We start from the raw sequence: 20,707 nt of genomic DNA, 5'->3' as shown, positions 1-20,707 counted from the left end.
GGCGGCACCGGCGCAGCGTGAGAGTGGACGGCCGGACCCGATGCGGGTCCGGCCGCTTGGACCGCAAACGTCTCAAACGCCCTCGAGCGCCACGGCGATGCCCTGACCCACGCCGATGCACATGGTCGAGAGCGACTTCTCGCCCGAATTCAGATCGAGCGCGGCGGTGCCGGTGATCCGGGCGCCCGACATGCCTAGGGGATGGCCGAGCGCAATGGCGCCGCCATTGCGGTTCACCCGCGCGTCGTCATCGGCGATGCCGAGATCACGCAACGTTGCCAGCCCCTGGCTCGCGAAGGCCTCGTTCAGTTCGATCACCGCCAAGTCGTCCGGCGTCAGCCCGAGCCGCGCCATCAGCTTCTTCGAGGCGGGCGCGGGGCCGAAGCCCATGATGCGCGGCGCGACGCCCGCCGTCGCACCGCCGAGGATGCGCGCGATCGGGGTCAGCCCATGCTTCTTCGCCGCCTCGGCAGAAGCGATAATGAGCGCCGCCGCTCCGTCATTGACGCCCGAGGCGTTGCCCGCCGTCACCGAGCCGCCCTCGCGGAACGGAGCGCGCAGCTTGGCCAGCGCCTCGAGCGAGGTGGCGCGGGGATGCTCGTCGGTGTCGACGATCTTCGGATCACCCTTGCGCTGCGGGATCTCGACCGGGGTGATCTCGCGCGCCAGCCGCCCCGAGGCGATGGCCTCTGCGGCCTTGACCTGGCTGCGCAGCGCGAAGGCGTCCTGATCCTCGCGCGAGATGGCGAAATCCTCGGCCACGTTCTCGGCGGTTTCGGGCATCGACTCGACGCCGTATTGCGCCTTCATCAGCTTGTTGACGAAGCGCCAGCCGATGGTGGTGTCGAAGATCTCGGCCGAACGCGAGAAGGCGGTTTCGGCCTTGCCCATCACGAAGGGCGCGCGGGACATGCTCTCGACCCCGCCCGCGACGATCAGCTCCGCCTCGCCGGCACGGATGGCGCGCGCGGCGGTGATCACCGCGTCCATGCCCGAGCCGCAGAGCCGGTTCATCGTAGTGCCCGGCACCGTCACCGGCAGACCGGCGAGCAGCGCCGACATCCGGGCGACGTTGCGGTTGTCCTCGCCCGCTTGGTTGGCGCAGCCATAGATCACCTCGTCGACCGCCTCCCAGTCGACACCCGCATTGCGCGCCATCAGCGCGCGCAGCGGGATTGCCCCCAGATCGTCGGCACGGACCCCGGCCAGAGCGCCGCCATAGCGGCCGATGGGGGTGCGAATGTAGTCACAGATATAGGCGTCGGTCATGTCAGAGCTCCGGAACGGTGAGGTCGGCCACGGGGCCGTCGAGATTGAGCGTCGCGCCGGTCACGGCCTGCAGATCGCCCAGCGTGATCGCGGCGAGCTTCTCGCGCAGCACGAAGCGGCCCGCCTCGATATCCACCACCGCCAACGAGGTGTAGACCCGCGTCACGCAGCCCACCCCGGTGAGCGGCAGCGAGCAGCGCTCAACCAGCTTGGGCACGCCGGTCTTGGTGACATGATCGGTGATCACCGCGACGCGCTTGGCGCCATGCACGAGGTCCATCGCGCCGCCAACCGCGGGCACGCCACCCTTGCCGACGCTCCAATTCGCGAGATCGCCGTTCTCGGCCACCTCGAAGGCACCGAGGATGGCCACGTCGAGATGGCCGCCGCGCACCATGGCGAAGCTGTCGGCGTGGTGAAAGAACGCCGCGCCAGGATTGAGCGTGACCGCCTTCTTGCCGGCGTTGATCAGGTCCCAGTCTTCCTGCCCCGGCGCCGGCGCGGGGCCGAAATCGAGGATGCCGTTCTCGGTGTGGTAGATCGCCTTGCGCCCCGCGACCTGGTAGCGCGCCACCATCTCGGGGAAGCCAATGCCGAGATTGACGTAAGAGCCGTCCTCGATGTCCTGCGCGGCTCGCCAGGCGATCTGCGCGTTGGACAGCTTGATGTTCGCGATGTCGCTCATCCGTAGACCGCCCCCTCGATGTTGAGATCCTCTTCCTGGCGCGCATCCGGCACCGCGACCACACGGTCGACAAAGAGCCCCGGAGTCACGACATGTTCGGGATCGATCGCGCCGGGCTCCACGATGCGGGTCGCCTGCACGATCGTGGTGGCGGCAGCCATGCACATCAGCGGGCCGAAATTGCGGCCGGCCTTGCGATAGACGAGGTTGCCGTGCCGATCGGCGATCTCGGCCTTGACCAGCGCGTAGTCGGCCTTGAGCCAGCGCTCCTGCACGTAGCCGCGCCCGTCGAACTCCGCGGTGGGTTTGCCCGCCGCCAGCTCCGTGCCGAAGGAGGTTGGCGTGTAGAAGGCGGGAATGCCTGCACCGCCCGCGCGGATCCGTTCGGCCAAAGTGCCCTGCGGCACCAGCTCCAGCTCGATCCGGCCAGCGAGATAGGCCTCGGTGAAGGCGCGGGGATCCTTGGACTTCGGAAAGGAGCAGATGATCTTGCGCACCATGCCGGCATCGATCATCGCGGCGATGCCGATCCGGCCGTTGCCGGCATTGTTGTTGATCACCGTCAGATCGCGCGGACCGCGATCGATCAGCGCGTGGATCAGCTCGATCGGCGCGCCCGAGCCGCCGAAGCCACCGATCATCACGCTCGCCCCGTCGGGGATGTCGGCCACCGCGGCGGCGACATCGCCTATCGTCTTGTCCATGTCCTGTCCTCCTCAGGCCGCCACGCGGCGGCACTTGGCTCTGATCCCTAGGAAGGACGGCCCCCACCGGTCCAGAGGTTTCGTGCGCATCTTGACATTTGTTCGCAACGCGGAACTTCTCGTGCGCATGGTGAACAAATCTCCCGATTACGTGGCCTCCTTCGCCAAGGGGCTGCGGGTCATTGCGGCCTTCGGTGCGGCCCATCCGCGGCTCTCCGTGGCACAGGCCGCGGCGCGCGCGGATCTCGATCGCGCCACGGCCCGGCGCTGCCTGCTAACGCTGGCGGCCGAGGGATACGCTGCGCATGACGGCAAGTTCTTCACCCTGACGCCGCGGGTGCTGCGGCTGGGGATGTCGGCGTTGGCGGCACTGCCGCTGGCGCAGATCGTGCAGCCCTGGCTCGACCAACTGTCGGAGCGGGTCGGACAGTCGGCTTCGGTGGCGGTGCGCGACGAATGCGAGATCGTCTATCTCGCCCGCGCGGCCCAGCGGCGGGTGATGTCGATCGGGCTGATGCCCGGCTCAAGGCTGCCGGCGCATTGCACCTCGCTCGGGCGGGTGCTGCTGGCGGCCCTCCCCGAGGCCGAGGCGCGCGCACTGATCGAGCGCAGCGACCTCGCGCCGCGCACGCCGCTCAGCCTGACCGATCCGGAGGCGATCATGGCGCGGGTGGCGGCGGCACGCGCCGACGGCTACGCGATCATCGACCAGGAGGTCGAGCTGGGTCTGCGCTCGATCGCGGTGCCGCTGGTCGATGCGCGCGGGCAGACCGTCGCCGCGCTCAATCTCGGCATGGCCGCGACCCAGGACCGCGCCGAGACGCTGGCCGAGGCCTACCTGCCCGAGATGCGCCGGGTGACGGCCGGGCTGGCGCGGGTCATCTGACCGCCACCTGCCGCCGCCCGATCCGCAAACGGCCCCAGGCCGCGGCCACGTCCATCTGGATCGCGACCAGGGACGGCACGACCAGCAGCACGATGAAGAAGCCCGCCGTCAGCCCGACGCAGAGCGTCACGACCATCGGCTTGAGGAACTCGGCCTGGGTGCTGGTCTCGGACAGCAGTGGCGCGAGGCCTAGCACCGTCGTCAGCGTGGTCAGCAGCACCGGACGCAACCGCTCGGCCACCGCGCCGGTGATGGCCTGCAGCGGCGCCTCGGCGCGCAGCCGCTCGGTGATCGCCGAGACCAGCACGATCGAGTCGTTGACGATGATCCCGCTCAGCCCGATGAAGCCGACCGCCGAGAAGATCGACAGGGGCATGTCCCACCAGTAATGCCCCCAGACCAGCCCGGTGACGCCGACCGGAATGACCGCCATGATCGAAAGCGGCCAGAACCAGTGGCCCAGCACCAGCGCCAGAACCATGTAGATCGCCAGCAGACAGACGGCATAGCCAATCGCCGCGTCCGACAGGAAATCGGCCTCCTGCGCCGCGAGACCCTGCAGGTCGTAGGTCACGCCGTAGGCGGCAGCGACGCGCGGCAACTCGACCGTCTCGATCTGCGTGCGCAGGCTCTCCGCCAGCGCCGCATCCTGGGTCGACAGCTCTCCCGTGACCCGCACCACGACCTGTCCCGCCTCGCTGCGGATGGTCGACAGCACCGGCGCAGAGGAGCGGGTCGTGATCTCGGAGAGTGAGACCCAACGCCCCTCGGGGGAGTGCAGCAGGATCTCTTCGAGATAGGCCGCGCCCAGCGCGCCCTCGGGCAGCCGCACCTCGATCTTCGCGGTCTGCGTGCCCTGCGGCCAGCTCAGCGCCTCGACGCCCTGCAGCCGCTCCCGCAACTCGGTCGCGATGCCGCTCTCGGTAAAGCCCAACTCCTCGCCATAGGCATTGAGCCGTAGCGCCTGCGCGGTTCCCGCCAGCGTCAGGTCGTCCTCGACACCGGTGATCTGGGGGATCGCGGCCAGCGCGGCCTCGAGCGCCCCTGCGGCGGCATCGAGCTGCAAGGGATCGTCCCCGTAAAGCGCGATGTCGAGCCCGTCGCCGCCCGGTCCAAAGCGCGCGGCACGGAAGCTGAAGGTTTCGAGCTCGGGCGGCCGCACCAACGCCGCCTCGAAGGCCGCAACGAAGGCATCCGTATCGTAGGAGCGGTCGTCGGCCGGGATCAGTTCGATGGTCAGCGCACCGAGCAGATCCGCATCCTTGTCGTCGGCACTCGCCAGCCCGCGCCCGGCGCCACCGCCGATCTCGGTCAGCACCGTGACCACCGGGTCGGTGCCATGCTCGTCGGTGAAGTCGGCGCGCACCTCGTTCGCGGCGCGCAGCATCTCCTCGAGCATCGCCTCGGTGTCGTCGCGGGTCGCGGAGTCGCGCATCGCGATGTTGGCAGTGATCACCGGCTCCTGCGGCGCGACGAAGAACCGCCAGGCGACGTCACGCTCGACGATCATCAGCACCGCCTGCAGCGTCACTCCCACGGCGACCAGCAGCACGGCGTAGCGCAGTGCCAGCACGCCCCGGATCGCCGGGGCGAAGACGCCGTCGCGCAACCGCACGAAGCCGCGGTTCACCATCCGGCTCGGCCAGGCCAGCACGCCGCGATCCAGCCGCGCCAGACCGTGGCCAAGATGGTGCGGCAGCACCAGGAAGCATTCGGCGAGCGAGGCGACCAGCACAGCGGCGACGGTGAAGGGAATGGTGGCGATGAATTCGCCGAAGCGGCCGCCGACCGCTTGCAGCGACATGAAGGCCACCACCGTGGTCGCGGTCGAGGCGAGGATCGGGCCGAGCATCCGTCGCGCCGCCCGCTCGGCCGCATGGGCGCGCGTTTCGCCACGCTCGCGCCGACGCGCCTCGGCGCTCTCCGCCACGACGATGGCGTCGTCGACGATGATACCGAGGCAGATCATCAGCGCGAAGATCGAGATCATGTTGAGCGACTGACCGGTCAGCCACAGCACGCCCAGCCCAGCCGCCAGCGCGACAGGAATGCCGCCCGCCACCCAGACCGCCGCCGAGGGCGACAGGAACACGAACAACAGAACGAGCACGAGCACGAGGCCGAACAGCGCGTTGTCGGCAAGCACCGTCAGCCGGTCGGCGATCTGCGCGGCGTTGTCGCGCATCGGCACGATCCGGATGCCCTCTGACCGGCTTGCGACGAAGGCCTCGGCCACTTCGAGCGCCGCGGCGCGGATCTTGAGCGCGTCGCCACCGACGCCGCGCTCGATGCCGATCACCACCGCGGGATCGCCCTCGAGGAAATAGGCGCGGCCGGAGCCCGCCTCCTCGCTCTCGAAGGTGGCGATGTCGCCCAGCGCGACGGGCCCCGCATCCGTGGTCAGCGACAGCGCTGCGAGGCCGGTCTCGGAGCGCCGCTCGGCGCCCACCCGAATGGCGGTGCCGCCGGACGCGGTCTCGCCCGCGGCGGCGTCGCTGGCGTTGCGGGCGATCGCCTCGGCGACGTCGCCGAGGCTCAGCCCATGCTCGGCCAGTCGCGCCGCCTCGATCTCGACGGCGATCTCGGGCGAGGTGGTGCCGCGCAGCGCGGCGCGGGTGATCCCGGCGCGCAGCAATTCGCGCTCCAGCGCCGCGCCCAGCGCCTCGATCCGGGCACGCGGCAGGTCGCCCGCCAGCGCCAGTTCGAGCACCCGGTCGCGCCAGACTCCGCGCCCGGTTTGCGCCTCCTCGGCATCCTCGGGCAGCGCCGCCGCCGAGGGCAGCGCGGTCTCGACTTCGGCCAGCGCCCGGTCGATGTCCCAGCCCGCCTCGAATTCGAGGCTGAAACGCGCGCCGCCCTCGCGGGCCACGGCCTGGATCGCCGAAAGCCCTTCGAGCGCCAAGAGGCCGGGAGTCGCCACGTCGACGATGCCCGCCTGCACGTCCTCGGCCGAGGCATCTTCCCAGTCGATCGAGACGCTGACGGTCTCGCTCACCACGTCGGGGAGGAACTGGGTGCGGATCTGCGTCGCGGCGAACAGGCCGAGGGCGGTCACCACCAGCATCAGCAGGTTGGCCGCCGTGGCATGGCGGGTGAAGAAGGAGACGAGACGCATGGTCAGTTCTCCGACACGCGGTCGAGCCGCTCGAGCATCGCCGCCGGCGCGGCGCCGGTCTCGAGCGCGCTCTCGATCCGCGCTCGCAGCGGCGCGGGCAGCCCCTCCCCGGCCTCGAGCCGGGCCAACAGCCGAGCCCGGGTCGGTGGGTCGAGGTCGACCATCTCCGCCTCGTCCGGGCTCTCCACCCGCTCCGCCGTCTCGGGAAGCGCGATGCGTCCGCCGGCGATCAGCTCGGGCGTCGGGGCCACCACGTAGCGCAGCCCCGCCGCGTCGGGCGTCAGGATGGCGGCATCGGGCGTGCGCCGTTCCACCTCGACCGCGACGCGGTCGAGCAGGCCGGTCTCGTCCACCACCAGCAGCGTGTCGTCGGCGGAGAGCGCGTCATGCGGCACGGCCACCGCCTCGTGCGACGGCTCCTCGATGCGCAGCTCGACGAAATCGCCGGGCTGCAGGCAGGCGCAGCCGCCCGCCTCGACGCGCAGCACCGCGATGCCGCGCGTGGTGCCGTCGTTCCCGGTCTCGAGGCTGAGCCGGTCGAGCCGGCCCTGCGCGAGACCACCGCCCGGCGCCTCGATCTCGGCCGGGAGCGGCAGCAGCGCGCCGGTCTCGTCGCTCAGCCGCGCCAGCGTGCTGCGGGTCGGCTCCGCCCGCACCTCGAGCGCGTCGAGATCGGTGATCTGGCCCAGCGCGGCAGCGGTGACGCTTTGCCCCGCGACCGGCACCGCGCCGGTATAGAGCCCGCCGATCGGCGCGTGCAGCTCGTGATCCTCGAGCGTACGCTCGGCCCGCTCCACCGTCAGCCCGGCGTGCTCGAGCGCGATCTCGCCTTGGCGCACTTCGCTTTCGGCAGCGGCGATCTGGGCGGCCTGCGCGGCGACGCTCTGCCGTGCGCCCAGCGCCTGCGCGGCGGCGTCGTCGCGCGTGGAGGCTGCGACCCCTCCGCTCTGCGCCAGCGCGCCGACGCGTTCGAGATTGGCCGCGCGCAACGCCGCCACTTCCTCCAGCAGCGCCATCTCCGCCTCCAGCTCGCCGATCCGGCGCCGGGCATCGGTCAGCGCGGTCTCGGCGGCGGCGCGGGTGGCCTGCGCTTCGGCGAGCGCGGTGCGGGCGGTGCTATCGTCGATGCGCAGCAGCAGCTCTCCCGCCGCGACCCGGGCCCCGTCGCGCAGCCCTTCGGCCACCCAGGCGACGCGGCCGGTGACGGCCGGCGCGATCTCGACCGTGCGCGGCGCGACGACACGGCCATAGGCGGTGGAGACCGGCGTGACCGGAGACAGCGCCGTCGTAGCCAGCGCAACCGCGGCGGCGCCGGGCTCGGTGCGGCGTCCCGGCCTACCGGGACGGCCCGACGCGGCTGCCTCGTCAGGTGCCAGCACCGCGTCGAGACGCTTGGCTTGCCAGACGGCAAACCCCGAAGATGCGGCCATGACCGCGAGGACCAGAAGCAGGCGCAGCATCGGGATCATGACCGCCCCCTCCCGAAGGACGTGGCAATCGCGTGATCAGAGGAGGCGTTTCGGGGTCCGGCGGGCGTTCGGCAAATTGGCGACATGGGGTGCGCGTCCTGACTGCGGAAGCCGGCGGCGGTTCAGGGCGGCGTCGCCACGGGCGTGGCGGCGGCGCGACGGCCAGCGTTACCCGAGGACTAGGCGAGGGTCGTTTGGCTGGCCAAGATCGAATTGTCGCGAATTGTCGCAAGCGCCGAACACCGGGACAGACGACGACAATTCGTCCCCGCGCCTGCCCGATCGGGAGGCATTCCGTTCACCGCGCGGGTTCGGTCGCCTCGCGCTGGAACGGCAGGGGGGCGCCGAAACCGCCCCCTGCCGGTATCATATGCGCTACCTGTAGCGGCGGCGTCAGGCTCAGCCGCCGAAGCGATCGCGCAGCAGCGCCTTTTGGACCTTCCCCATGGTGTTGCGCGGCAGTTCGTCGACGATCTCGATCCGGCGCGGCTGCTTGAACCGCGCGAGGCTGCCCTGCATCGCCGCCATCACCGCCTCGGGATCGATCTCGGCACCCGGGCGCGGCACCAGCACGCCGACCACACTTTCGCCGAAATCGGCATCCTTTACGCCGATCACTGCGCTCTCGAGCACACCGGGCTGCTCGTCGAGCAGGAGCTCGATTTCCTTGGGATAGATGTTGTAGCCGCCCGAAATGATCAGGTCCTTGTCGCGCCCGACGATCGAGACATAGCCATCCTCGTCGATCCGCCCCAGATCGCCGGTGATGAAGAAGCCGTCCTCGCGCAGCTCGGCCTTGGTCTTCTCTGGCATCTGCCAGTAGCCCTTGAACACGTTGGGCCCGCGCACCTCGATCAGGCCGACCTCGCCTTGGGGCAGCTCCTCACCGGTCTCGCGATCGGTGATCTTGAGCTCGACGCCCGGCAGCGGGAAGCCGACCGTGCCGGCGCGCCGCTCGCCATCATAGGGGTTGGAGGTGTTCATGTTGGTCTCGGTCATGCCGTACCGCTCGAGGATCCGGTGGCCGGTGCGCTTCTCGAACTCGACATGCGTCTCGGCCAGAAGCGGCGCGGAGCCCGAGATGAAGAGCCGCATGTTCTCGGTCAGCTCGCGGGTGAACCGCGCATCGCCCAGAAGCCGGGTGTAGAAGGTCGGCACCCCCATCATCGAGGTGGCCTTGGGCATCAGCTCGATCAACGCGTCGAGGTCGAATTTCGGCAGGAAGATCATCGAGGCGCCCGACACCGCGATCACGTTGGTCGCCACGAACAGCCCGTGGGTGTGGAAGATCGGCAGCGCGTGTAGCAGCACGTCGTCCTCGCTGAAGCGCCAGTGCTCGACCAGCGTCACGGCGTTGGAGATAAGGTTGCCTTGGGTCAGCATCGCGCCCTTGGAGCGTCCCGTCGTGCCCGAGGTGTAGAGAAAGGCCGCGAGGTCGTCCTCGTTGCGCGGGACGGTCTCGAAGCGGTCCTCATGCCGTGCCGCCTGCGCCATCAGCCCACCATGACCGTCGGCGCCGAGCGTCAGGATCTGCGCCCCGAGCCGCTCGCAGAGCGGCGCCAGACCATCCTCGCGGGCCGGGTCACAGATCACCAGCCGCGCGCCGCTATCCTCGATGAAGTAGCTCAGCTCCTCGACCGTGTAGGCGGTGTTGAGCGGCAGGAACACCAATCCAGCCCGCACGCAGGCGGCATAGAGCGCGAGCGCCTGCTGGGATTTCTCCACCTGCACCGCGACCCGGTCGCCGGGCTTGAGCCCCGCATCGACCAGCGCATGGGCGATCCGCGCCGCCAGGGCGAGGAACTCGGCATGGCTGGTCACGCGCCCCTCGCGCGAGACCAGGAAGGGCGTATCGCGGCCCTCATGGCGTCCGAACAGCGTGTCGTAGAGCGGGTTGGCCATGCTCATGCCCCTTCCTTGCGTGCCCGCCCGTTGCGGGGGAGAAGGCCGCGTACCGCATCCGATGCCGCCACCTCCTGCCGCTTGGCAAAGCCTTCGTGGTTCTGGGTGATCTTTCCCAGGTCATAGAGATAATTCACCATCGCGCCGCAGCTCTCGGCGCGGCCTTTGGGCGAGATGTCGGCATTGGCATGCACCGCGTGCAGCTGCGCGCCGTTGCCCAAGTGGAACCGGGCCACCGGGTCGAGCGGCATGCCGCCCTCGCGCTTGGCGGTCAGCAGATAGCGCGCCGCCGTGCGCCTGAGCGCCTCGTCGTCGAGCGTGGTCGGGTCGATCGCCTCGGCATCCATCCAACGGCGCAGGCCGGGGATCGGCGACAGCGTCACGAAGGTCTTGAGCCCCGGCAGCTCGGCCGACAGATCGGCCACCACCTGCTTGATCAGCGAATTGCCGAACGAGATCCCTGCCAGCCCCGACTGGCAGTTCGAGATCGAGTAGAACACGGCCGTGTCAGCCTCGGCCGCCTCGACCTCGTCGCGGTCCTCGGCCAGAACCTCCTGGATCGAGCCGGGGATGCCCCGGGTCAGCGCCACCTCGACGAAGATCACCGGCTCGTCCGGCATCGCCGGGTGAAAGAACGCGAAACAGCGCCGGTCGGTCGGCTCGACCCGGCGGCGCAGATCGTCCCAGCTGTCGATCGCGTGCACCGCCTCGTAGGCGATGATCTTCTCGAGGATCTGCGCCGGGCTCTCCCAACTCACCGGGCGCAGCACCAGAAAGCCCCGGTTGAACCAGCTCTGGAACAAGTGTCGGAAATCCTGATCGAGCGCGGCGCGCGGATCGTCTCGCTTCAAGAGCCGCAGCAGGTCGGCACGCATCGCGACCAGCCGCGCCGTGGCGCCGGGCACCCGGTTGAGCCGGCGCACCAATTCCTGCCGGGGCGGCTCGGCCGCCTCGAGAAAGGCGCGGTAGGTCTTGGGCCCGGGCTTGGCCTCATAGGCGTCGAGCGCGGTGCGCACCGTCTCGGGGTCGATGTCCAGCTCCTCGGCCAGATGCGCGAAGAAGGCGATCTTGGCCGCGTCGTCCTTGGCGGCGTAGCGCTCTAGCAGTTCGCGCGCCGAGGTCAGCCCCGAGATCTCACCCGCGTTCGACAGCAGGTCCGCGATCAGCGCCGCGTCGGAGCGCGGGTCGGCCTCGCGCGCCGGCTGCCACGGGTAGCGGCGTTCGAGGATGGTCGAGAGGACGTCCGACAGCAGGCTCATATCGCTTTCCCCATGACGAAGTCGGGCAGCCAGGTCGCCAGACCCGGGAAGACCGACAGGATGACGATGGCCGCGACCATGCAGCCGACGAAGGGCAGCGAACCGAACAGCACCTTCTTGAGCGAGATGTCCGGCGCGATGCCATTGATGACGTAGAGGTTGAGACCCACCGGCGGGGTGATCAAGCCGATCTCCATGTTGATCGTCACGATCACCGCGAACCAGTAGGGGTCGAAGCCGGCGGCGATGATGATCGGCAGCAGGATCGGCGCCGACATCAGGATCACGGCCACCGGGGGCAGGAAGAAGCCCGCCACCAGCAGGAACAGGTTGACGATCGCCATCAGCACCCAGCGGTTGACCTCGAGCCCGCCGATCCAGGCCGCCACCGACTGGGTGATGAACAGCGAGGACAGCATGAAGGAGAACACCCCCGCCGCGCCGATGATGAACAGGATCATCACGCTCTCGCGGGTGCTGTCGCGCAGGATCGCCCAGAGGGCCTTGGGTTGCACCATCTTGTAGATGATCATCACCACGATGATGCACAAAAGCGCGCCGACGGCGGCCGTCTCGGAGGGCGTCGCGATGCCGCCATAGAGCGCGTAGAGCACGCCCACGATGATCGCGAGGAAAGGCAGCACGCGCGGCAGGATCTCGAATTTCTGGCGCCAGCTATAGGTGATGCCCGAAAGCGCCACGCCCGCCGCGCCCCGCCGCCAGGTGTCGAAGATCGACCAGGCGATGAAGAGAAGCGTCAGCAGCAGGCCGGGGATGACGCCCGCGAGGAACAGGCGGCCGATCGAGGTCTCGGTCGCGATGCCGTAGACGATCATCGTCACCGAGGGCGGGATCAGGATGCCCAGCGTGCCGCCCGCGGCGATGGAGCCGGCCGCCACCTCGTCGGGATAGCCGCGCTTGCGCATCTCGGGGATGCCCATCTTGCCGATCGCCGCGCAAGTCGCGGGGCTCGAGCCCGACATCGCGGCGAAGAGCGCGCAGGCGCCAAGGTTCGACACCAGAAGGCCGCCCGGCACGCGGGTCAGCCAGCGCTCCAGCGCCTCGTAAAGATCGGGGCCCGCGCGCGAGGACGAGATGGCGGCGCCCATGATGATGAACATCGGGATCGACAGCAGCGCGAAGCTGTTCAGCTCGCCGAAGAACAGCTCGGGCAGCGCCTCGAGCGAGCGGGCGCCGTCGACGATGAAGAGAAAGCCGGTGGCGACCACCAGAAGGCCGGTGCCGACCGAGATGCCCGAGAACAGCACCAGCACGGTGAACAGCGCAACCAGCGCGCCGAGGGTAAGCGGTTCCATCAGTGCCTCCGGTCTTCGGGCGCGACGGTCGGATCGACGTCGTCATGCCCGGTGACGACGGCCCAGAGATCGGCCACCAGCTGCAGCGCGAAGAGCGCGAAGCCGAGCGGCACGGCGAGATAGGGAATCCACAGCTTCACGCCCCAGACGGTTTCCGAGCGCCAGTTGCGTTCCCAGGCGAGGTGGAACATCTCCCAGCCATAGAACAGCATCAGCCCGATCATCACGATCGTCGCGCCGAGCACGATGGTGGCCAGCACCCGGCGTGCCCCGGCGGGCAGGAGCCCTGGCACAAGATCGACGCCGACATGGCCGCGCAGCTTCTGCACATAGGGCAAACCCAGCAGCGTCGCACCGATCATTAGGTAGATGACGGCCTCGGTCTGCCACACGGTCGAGCGGCCCATCACGGCGCGCAGGAAGATCATCTGGCAGGTGATCAGCACGGAGGCGAAGATCATGAAGGCGGCCACGACCCCGCACAGGGTCGAGAGCTGGCCGATCGCGCGGATCGCGGCGGGTTCGGCCCGCCGGGTCGTGTCGGTCATGGAATGTCCTCGGGAATGGGGATGGCCCCGGCCTGCGCCGGGGCCGGTCGCTCTCACTCGACGGCCAGTGCCTTGTCGAGCAGCTCCTGACCGTTCGGCGTCTCTTCGACGAACACCTTGAAGGCGGTCTCCTTGGCCAGCTCGCGCCAGGCGTTGAAGTCTTCCTCGGTCATCTCCGCGATCTCGACGCCGGCTTCGCGGAAGGTCTCGCGCGCCAGATCGTCGCCCTTCTTGCCCTCGGCGAGGTAATAGGCCTCGGCCTTCTCGGCCGCCGCCATCAGCGCAGCCTGCTGCTCTTCGGTCAGCTCCTCGAAGGTGGTCTTGTTCATGATCATCGGCTGGTACATGAACCACAGCGCCGTATCGCCGGCGGGCGTGTAGCACTTGAGCTGTTCGTAGAGACGATAGCTCACGAAGCTCTCAGACGAGGTGTTCGCCGCGTCAAGCACGCCGGTCTGCAGCGCCGGGTAGATCTCGGACGAGGCCATCGAGGCGATCGAGGCCCCTGCCCCGGCCAGCATCTCCTCGAAGCTCTTGCCGGCGGCGCGGATCGTCACGCCCTGCACGTCCTCGGGCGCGGTGATGCAGCCCTTGTTGGAGCCGAAGCCGCCGGCGAGGTAGCCGTCGACCAGCACCATCACGTCGTCCTCGGCCATAACCTCGCGGATCGCGTCGCCAAACTCGGATTTCGACAGCCGGTCGCCGTGCTCGAGGTTGCGCACCAGACCCGGCATCAGGGTCAGGTTGTAGGCCGGCTGCTGACCACCGGCATAGCTCAGCGGCAGCACGGTCATGTCGAGCTGGCCGCGCGACAGCGGCGTGTACTGCTCGCGTGCCTTGAACAGGGTCTGGTTCGGAAAGATCTGGATCTCCAGATCGACATCGGCGGCGGCCACCTCGTCGGCGACCATCTGCGCGACCTGATGGCGGACGTCGCCCTCGGCCCATTGATGCGACAGGCGCAGCGTCTCGGCCCCGGCGGCGAGCGGTGCGAGCATGACCGCGACCGCGGCGAGCGGCATGGATTTCTTCATGGTGTCTCCTCCCTGTGCGCCAAGCCTCCCCGCCCGACGCCGCGTCACGCTGCGCAGGATTGCATGCGGTGTCAAGCTCTCGTATACAAGAAACAACATTCTGCATGTGCGAAGGGACGGGGGATGAGCGGCAGCCGCAGCGACCGGATCGCCGAGACGCTCGAGGACCAGATCCTGCGCGGCCGCTTCGCGCCGGGCACCCGGCTCGACGAGACCCGCCTCGCCGACGAGCACGAGGTGTCGCGCACGCCGGTCCGTGAGGCCCTGCAACGCCTCGCCGCGGCAGGGCTGGTGGAGCAGCATCCGCGCCGCGGTGTCTTCGTGCGCGAGATCGGCACCATCGAGCTTCTGGAGATGTTCGAGGTTATGGCAGAGCTGGAAGCGGCCTGCGGGCGGCTCGCCGCGCGGCGGATCTCGGACGAGGCGCTGGACGAACTCGACCGGGTCAACGAGCGCTGCCACGCGGCGATGGAGGCGGGCGCCATCGACGGCTACTACCGCGAGAACGAGAGCTTCCATCACCTGATCTACGCGCAGTCCGGCAACGGCTTTCTGGAGCGTGAGGCGATCCGACTGCATCGCAGGCTCAAGCCGTTCCGGCGCACCCAGCTGCATCTGCGCGGTCGCATCGCACAGTCGATGCAGGAGCATCGCGAGATCGTCGCCGCGCTGCGAGAGGGTGAGGCGGAGCGGACGGCGGCGCTGCTTCGCGACCACGTGGCGATCCAGGGCGAGAAGTTTCGCCATCTGATGGCCGGGCTGCGGGAGACCGGCTGACCGGCGGTCCGGGCGATCTCTTCGGATCGACGCGGCCCCCGCACGGGGCCGCGCCATGGGTCGAGCGGTGTATCAGGCCAGCGCGAAGCTGGCGGCCGCGAGGTAGAGCGGGATGCCCAGCACGAGGTTGAACGGGAAGGTGATCCCAAGGGCCAGCGTCAGGGAGATCCCTGCATCGGCACGCGGCAGGGCCACGCGCATCGCCGCCGGCACCGCGATGTAAGAGGCCGAACCCGCCAGTGTCATCAGCAGCACCGTGCCCCCGAGCGACAGGCCGAGCGGCAGCGCGAGCGCGAGGCCCATGGCGGCGCCGAGCGGCGGCATCAGCAACCCGAAGGCCAGCAGCCGCGCGGGAAGCTTGCCCCGGCTGCCCGCCAGGCTGCGGCCCGCGACCAGCCCCATGTCCAGCAGGAACAGGCAGAGCACGCCGGTGAAGGGGGCGACGATGAAGCTCGACAGATCCAGAAGACCCTTCGGCCCCGAGGCCAGCCCGATGAAGAAGGCGCCTACCAGCAGCACGATCGAGCCGTTGAGCAGCACCTCGCGCAGGAGCCCCGGACCGGTCTCGCCCGGCCCTGCGCGGCGGGCGGCAAGCCAGAGAGCGGAAATGATCGCAGGCGCTTCCATCGCGGCGGCTACCGCGACCATGTAGCCCTCGGGCGGCAGACCGCGCGTCTCCAGCAGGCTGGTGGCGGCGACGAAGGTGACGATCGAGATCGATCCGTAATGCCCGGCGATGGCGGCGGCGTTGGTGGCGTCGACCCGGCTGAACCGCGTCAGGATCGTCCAGGCCACCAGCGGCAGGGCAAAGGAAAGCATGGTTCCGGCCAGCAGGGTCAGCGCGAGCCGCGCCTCGAAGCCATGCGCCGAGACCGCCGCGCCGCCCTTGAAGCCGATCGCGAAGAGCAGGTAGATCGAGATCCCCTTGGCCGCCGCCTCGGGCAGTGCAAGGTCACTGCGCGCCAGCGCCGCCGCGAGGCCGAGCGCGAAGCACAGGATCGTCGGGGCGAGCAGGTTGGAGGTCGCCAGAGCGAAGAAGCTGTCCATGCTCAGCCCTCCCCGCCGAGAGAAGCGATACCGGGCAGGCAAGTCGTGTGGCGCATGACGATGTCCTTCGAGGGCGCAGCGATATGGCGCTCCCTTCCCGCATTGCCGGACATCGCTCAAATATATAGATACGATGCATTGGATAGTTATTGGCTATGCTCATGCGCCCGACCCTGCGACAGCTGCAGTACATCGTGACCGTGGCCGATACCGGCCGCTTCGGCCTCGCGGCCGAGATCCTCGGCGTGAGCCAGCCCAGCCTTTCGGCCCAGCTGGCCGAAGCCGAGGCGAGCCTGGGCGCGCGGCTCTTCGAACGCGGCCGCGGCGGCGCGAACCCCACCCCCATCGGCAAGGAGGTGGTGCGCCGGGCGCGGCGGCTTCTGGCCGACATGGAAGATCTGCGCGCGGTGAGCCGGGCCGGCGGCGCGATGCCGGGACGACTGCGACTCGGCGTGCTGCCGACCGTCGGACCCTATCTCCTGCCGGAAGCCACGCGGGCGCTACATGCGAGCTATCCGGATCTGCGGCTGATGGTGCGCGAGGAAGCGACGCGCGAGCTCGAGGAAGGGCTCGGCTCCGGGCGCTTCGACATGGTGCTGTCGACGCCCGAGGATCACCCCGGCACGATCAGCCTGCCCGTGGCCGAAGAGGCGCTCTACGCGGCGGTGGCGGCCGACGACCCGCTCGCCCGAGGGAGCGGTCCGGTCCGCCCGGCCGAGATCGGCGCGAGGCTGTTCCTCACCTTGGGAAGCAACCACCGCCTCGCAAGGATGGTGGCGGCGCTGGCGGCCGAGGCGGGCGGGTTGATCTCAGAGGAATACGAGGGCACCAGCCTCGACGCGATCCGTTCCATGGCCGCGACCGGCGCCGGGGTGGCGATCCTGCCCAGCCTCTACGCGCTCGACGCAGCCAAGCGCGGCCCCGACATCATGCTGCGCCGCATCGTCTCGCACCACGCCCGCCGCACCATCGCTCTTGTGACGCGGGTTCGTGGCGATCGTCAGCCCGAATTCGAGGCTCTGGCCGCCGCCTTGGCCGAAGTCGCCCAAGGCCGCCTCGCCCAATCCGCCTGAACCGCGCTGAAGCCTCCCTTCCCCATGCGCCGCCCCGTGCGCGCGCCCCGGATTGATCTCCGCCCTGCGAGCGCCGATGATCGCGCCTCGGGGAGGACGGTTCTTGGATAAGACTGAAGGCGACATCGCCGAGGCCGCGCGGCTGACCGCGCGCCTCGCCACCGCGCGGCTGCTCGTCGTCGACGACGAGCCCGGCATGCGCAACTTCCTCGTCAAGACGTTGGCGCCGCATTGCCGCGAGGTGGTCGAGGCCGACAGCGCCGAGGCCGCGGATGCGTTGACCGCGCGGCAGCTCTTCGACGTGGTGATCCTCGACAATCGCATGCCCGGCCGCTCGGGGCTGGAATGGCTGGCCGAGCAGCGGCGGCGCGGCAGCCTGAGCGACACGATCATCATGACCGCCTTCGCCGATCTCGACACGGCGATCGAGGCGATGCGCGCCGGCGCGGTGGATTTCGTGCTCAAGCCCTTCCGCTCGAACCAGCTTCTCAATGCGGTGCGGCGTTGCGTCGAGCTGGCCGCCATGCGCCGCGAGAACGCGCTGCTGCGCCATGAGCTGGCCACCGGCGATCCGGGCCGCTCCCGCCGGGCCCGGCTGATCGGCGCCTCGCCGCAGATCGAGGAAGTGCGGCAGATGCTGGAGCGCGTCGCCCGCGTCCCGAGCCCGGTTCTGCTCACCGGCGAGAGCGGCACCGGCAAGGAGGTGGCAGCGCGGCACCTGCACGGCCTGTCCGAGCGCGCGGCCGGTCCCTTCGTGCCGGTCAATTGCGCGGCGATCCCCGCCGACATGCTGGAGATCGAGTTGTTCGGCCATACCCGCGGCGCCTTTCCGGGCGCCGACGCCCCGCGCGAGGGGCTGCTCGTGTCGGCGCAGGGCGGCACGGTGTTCCTCGATGAGATCGGCGAGCTTTCGGCCTCGGCCCAAACCGCGCTTCGCCGGGTGATCGAGGATCGGGCCGTGCGCCCGGTGGGCAGCGAGCGGGAGCGGCCGCTCGACATCCGCCTCGTGTTTGCCACCTCGAAGAACCTCCCCGAGGAGGTCGCGGCCGGCCGCTTCCGCGAGGATCTGTGGTTCCGCGTCAACGTGCTCGAGATCAACATGCCGCCACTGCGGCGGCGCGGTGCCGACACCGTCGATCTCGCCCGGCTCTTCGTGACGGAACTGTCCTCGCAGCTCGGCCTGCCGGGGATCGACATCGACGCCGCCGCGCGCGCCGCGATCCTGCGCCACGACTGGCCCGGCAACATCCGCGAGCTGCGCAATTTCGTCGAACGCGCGCTGATCTTCGGGCGCTTTCCGGTCGAACAGCTCAACCCACCGCCCAGTGGCCCGATCGAACCGCTCGACGATGTCGAGCGTCGCGAGATCCTCTCGGCTCTCGAGGCGACCGGTGGCAACCGCGCCGAGGCCGCCCGGCGGCTCGGCGTCAGCCGCAAGACCATCGACCGCAAATGCGCGGCCTGGGGGCTGTGACCCTGCGCCCTTTCGGCATCTTCGCGCGGTCGGTGCGCGCGCGGCTGCTGGCGATCGCGCTGCTGCCGATGCTGGTGCTCTTGCCGCTGTTCATCGGGGTCAGCGTGCTGCGCTGGTCGGACCGGCTCGACGAGCTGCTGATCGTCAAGGTGAACTCGGACCTGACCATCGCCGATCAGTATCTCGGGCGGCTTCTCGAGAACGCGGCCGAGCGGCTCGACGCGCTGGGCCGCTCGACCGAGTTCGCCAGCGCCATCGCCCGCGATCCCTCGGCGCAGGCCTTCCTTGCCGCGCGGCGCGAGGCGCTCGGCTTCGATTTCCTGTTTCTTGCCCGGCCCGGCGGGCTGTCGCGCTTCGACGCGATCCTGCCCGCCGAGGACTGGCCGGTGATCGCGGCGGCGCTGGAAGGGCGCGCGATGAGCGCGGTCGATCTCTTCGCCCCCGACACGCTCGCCGCGCTATCGCCGGATCTGGCCGAGCGGGCGGCGATCCCGCTCGTCCCCACCGCCGCCGCGCGGCCGACAGACCGGCTGCAGGAGGATCGCGGCATGATGGTGCATGCCGCAGCCCCGGTCGCGCTTGCCGGGGGTGGCCGCGCGGCGCTGGTGGGGGGCGTGCTGCTCAACCGCAATCTTGGGTTCATCGACACGATCAACGACCTGGTCTACCGCGACCGCTCCCTGCCCGAAGGCAGCCGGGGCACCGCGACGCTGTTTCTGGGCGACGTGCGAGTCTCGACCAATGTGCGGCTCTTCGAGAACGTGCGCGCGCTCGGCACCCGTGTCTCGGAGGCAGTCTCCGAGCGGGTGCTCGGCAATGGCGAGACCTGGCTCGACCGCGCCTTCGTCGTCAACGACTGGTACGTCTCGGCCTACGAGCCGATCCTCGACAGCCATGGCGAGGCGGTCGGCATGCTCTATGTCGGCTTTCTCGAGGCCCCCTTCTCGGCGGCGCGGGCAAACTCGCTGCTCTCGGTGCTGCTGTCACTGCTCGCGGTTCTTGCCGTCACCGTGCCGCTGTTCCTGCGCTGGGCGGGACGGATTTTCCTGCCGCTCGAACGCATGACGCAGACCATGGCACGGGTCGAGGCGGGCGACCTGCAGGCGCGCATCGAGACCCATGGCCCGGACGAGATCGGCCAGGTCGCAGGCCATCTCGACACCTTGCTCGACCAGGTGCAGGAGCGCGACGCGCGGCTGCGCGACTGGGCCGCCGCGCTGGAACGCGAGGTCGAGGCCCGCACTCGCGACCTGCGCGAGACCAATGCAAGGCTGGAGCAGACGACGCGGCAGCTCGTCCTGTCGGAAAAGCTCGCCGCCGTCGGCGAGATCACCGCCAGCGTCGCGCATGAGATCAACAACCCGGTCGCGGTGATCCAGGGCAATCTCGACGTCGCGCGCGAGATGCTGCCGCCCGAGGCCGCCGGCGCGGTCAAGACGGAGTTCGACCTGATCGACGCGCAGGTGCACCGGATCTCGGCGATGGTCGCCAAGCTGCTGCAGTTCGCCCGACCGGGCGACTATGCCCCCGGCGGCGAGAGCTTCGAGGCAAGCGCCGCGGTCAGCGATGCATTGGCGCTGGCCCGACATCAGTCCGGCATGTCCGGTATCGACATCGTCACCGACCTGACGACGCAGGCGCGGGTGACCATCGACCGTGGCGAGTTGGTCCAAGTTCTGATCAACCTGATCGTCAACGCCATCCATGCCATGCCCGATGGCGGCACGCTGCGGATCGCCGCGCATGAAGCGCATCAGGAAGAAAAGGACTGGGTCGAGATCGTGGTCTCCGATACCGGCGCGGGGATCGCGCCGGAGGTGCTGGAGCGGGTGTTCGACCCGTTCTTCACCACCAAGCGCAGCCGCGGCACCGGGCTTGGTTTGTCGATCAGCCAGACCCTGGTGACGCAGGCCGGTGGCACGCTTCTTGCCGAGAGCACGCCCGGCGAAGGAAGCCGCTTCACGATCCGCCTGCCGGTCGCCACGGCGTCGTGAGGGACCAGCTGACCCGAGCCGTGCCTGCCTTCGGGCGGCGTCGGGACAAAATGTCCACTTCGGACGCATCAGGATCCAGACAGGAAGACAGAATGTCCATCTAAGTCATTGTTTCATTTATGCATTTTTCTTGACAGCGCAAGGGGCGCGTTACA

The 20,707-nt window shown here is 69.5% G+C and carries 16 protein-coding genes; 5 read left to right on the top strand and 11 right to left on the bottom strand.

Annotated features, from left to right (window positions below):
• Positions 1-72: 72 nt before the first annotated feature.
• Genes pcaF through T8T21_RS14920 form a run of 3 tightly spaced genes read right to left on the bottom strand, consistent with a single transcriptional unit; the run spans position 73 to position 2,658 of the window.
• Positions 73-1,269, bottom strand: coding sequence for a 3-oxoadipyl-CoA thiolase (gene pcaF / locus T8T21_RS14930; RefSeq protein ID WP_322336164.1), 1,197 nt, complete (start codon positions 1,267-1,269; stop codon positions 73-75).
• Position 1,270: 1 nt separating this feature from the next.
• A complete protein-coding gene (locus T8T21_RS14925; protein WP_322336163.1) occupies positions 1,271-1,954 on the bottom strand; it encodes a 3-oxoacid CoA-transferase subunit B in 684 nt (227 codons plus the stop codon).
• Positions 1,951-2,658, bottom strand: a complete 708-nt coding sequence (locus tag T8T21_RS14920; protein ID WP_322336162.1) for a 3-oxoacid CoA-transferase subunit A — start codon at positions 2,656-2,658, stop codon at positions 1,951-1,953. The genes T8T21_RS14925 and T8T21_RS14920 overlap by 4 nt, the downstream gene beginning before the upstream one ends.
• 127 nt (positions 2,659-2,785) lie before the next feature.
• Between T8T21_RS14920 and T8T21_RS14915 the strand changes: the two genes are divergently transcribed.
• A complete protein-coding gene (locus T8T21_RS14915; RefSeq protein WP_322336161.1) occupies positions 2,786-3,544 on the top strand; it encodes an IclR family transcriptional regulator domain-containing protein in 759 nt (252 codons plus the stop codon).
• Here T8T21_RS14915 and T8T21_RS14910 read toward each other — a convergent pair.
• The 7 genes from T8T21_RS14910 to dctP all read right to left on the bottom strand — a co-directional run bounded on the left by T8T21_RS14910 (position 3,537) and on the right by dctP (position 14,187).
• The gene (locus tag T8T21_RS14910) at positions 3,537-6,659 is read right to left on the bottom strand and encodes an efflux RND transporter permease subunit (protein ID WP_322336160.1); all 3,123 of its coding nucleotides are present in this window, start codon (positions 6,657-6,659) and stop codon (positions 3,537-3,539) included. The genes T8T21_RS14915 and T8T21_RS14910 overlap by 8 nt on opposite strands.
• Positions 6,660-6,661: 2 nt before the next feature.
• The gene (locus T8T21_RS14905) at positions 6,662-8,128 is read right to left on the bottom strand and encodes an efflux RND transporter periplasmic adaptor subunit (protein WP_322336159.1); all 1,467 of its coding nucleotides are present in this window, start codon (positions 8,126-8,128) and stop codon (positions 6,662-6,664) included.
• 399 nt (positions 8,129-8,527) lie between these two features.
• Positions 8,528-10,030 carry a malonate--CoA ligase gene (locus tag T8T21_RS14900; protein WP_322337502.1) on the bottom strand — a complete coding sequence of 501 codons (1,503 nt, stop codon included), beginning with the start codon at positions 10,028-10,030 and terminating at the stop codon, positions 8,528-8,530.
• 2 nt (positions 10,031-10,032) lie between these two features.
• Positions 10,033-11,289, bottom strand: a complete 1,257-nt coding sequence (locus T8T21_RS14895) for a malonyl-CoA decarboxylase (RefSeq protein ID WP_322336158.1) — start codon at positions 11,287-11,289, stop codon at positions 10,033-10,035.
• Positions 11,286-12,605 carry a TRAP transporter large permease gene (locus T8T21_RS14890; RefSeq protein ID WP_183474830.1) on the bottom strand — a complete coding sequence of 440 codons (1,320 nt, stop codon included), beginning with the start codon at positions 12,603-12,605 and terminating at the stop codon, positions 11,286-11,288. The genes T8T21_RS14895 and T8T21_RS14890 overlap by 4 nt, the downstream gene beginning before the upstream one ends.
• Positions 12,605-13,153 (bottom strand): TRAP transporter small permease, encoded by a 549-nt coding sequence (locus T8T21_RS14885; RefSeq protein ID WP_322336157.1) that lies wholly within the window; start codon positions 13,151-13,153, stop codon positions 12,605-12,607. Before T8T21_RS14885 ends, T8T21_RS14890 begins: the two co-directional genes overlap by 1 nt.
• A 53-nt stretch (positions 13,154-13,206) precedes the next feature.
• Positions 13,207-14,187, bottom strand: a complete 981-nt coding sequence (gene dctP, locus T8T21_RS14880; protein ID WP_183474828.1) for a TRAP transporter substrate-binding protein DctP — start codon at positions 14,185-14,187, stop codon at positions 13,207-13,209.
• 123 nt (positions 14,188-14,310) lie between these two features.
• On the opposite strand from dctP, the gene T8T21_RS14875 reads away from it, so the two are divergent.
• The gene (locus tag T8T21_RS14875; RefSeq protein ID WP_322336156.1) at positions 14,311-14,964 is read left to right on the top strand and encodes a GntR family transcriptional regulator; all 654 of its coding nucleotides are present in this window, start codon (positions 14,311-14,313) and stop codon (positions 14,962-14,964) included.
• Between the two features lie 72 nt (positions 14,965-15,036).
• Here the strand turns inward: T8T21_RS14875 and T8T21_RS14870 are convergent, their stop codons facing one another.
• A complete protein-coding gene (locus T8T21_RS14870) occupies positions 15,037-16,011 on the bottom strand; it encodes a sodium-dependent bicarbonate transport family permease (RefSeq protein ID WP_322336155.1) in 975 nt (324 codons plus the stop codon).
• Between the two features lie 161 nt (positions 16,012-16,172).
• On the opposite strand from T8T21_RS14870, the gene T8T21_RS14865 reads away from it, so the two are divergent.
• The 3 genes from T8T21_RS14865 (at position 16,173) to T8T21_RS14855 (ending at position 20,552) form a co-directional block, all read left to right on the top strand.
• A complete protein-coding gene (locus T8T21_RS14865) occupies positions 16,173-17,084 on the top strand; it encodes a LysR substrate-binding domain-containing protein (protein ID WP_322336154.1) in 912 nt (303 codons plus the stop codon).
• 103 nt (positions 17,085-17,187) lie between these two features.
• Complete coding sequence (locus tag T8T21_RS14860) at positions 17,188-18,558, top strand: sigma-54-dependent transcriptional regulator (protein ID WP_322336153.1); 1,371 nt, start codon at positions 17,188-17,190, stop codon at positions 18,556-18,558.
• Positions 18,555-20,552, top strand: a complete 1,998-nt coding sequence (locus T8T21_RS14855; RefSeq protein WP_322336152.1) for a sensor histidine kinase — start codon at positions 18,555-18,557, stop codon at positions 20,550-20,552. Before T8T21_RS14860 ends, T8T21_RS14855 begins: the two co-directional genes overlap by 4 nt.
• Positions 20,553-20,707 lie beyond the last annotated feature (155 nt).

Origin of the sequence: Limimaricola variabilis, from assembly GCF_034371605.1 — a bacterium.
Taxonomy (GTDB): domain Bacteria; phylum Pseudomonadota; class Alphaproteobacteria; order Rhodobacterales; family Rhodobacteraceae; genus Limimaricola; species Limimaricola variabilis.
Note: the sequence above shows the minus strand (reverse complement) of the source record. Positions and strands in the feature narration are given on the sequence as shown.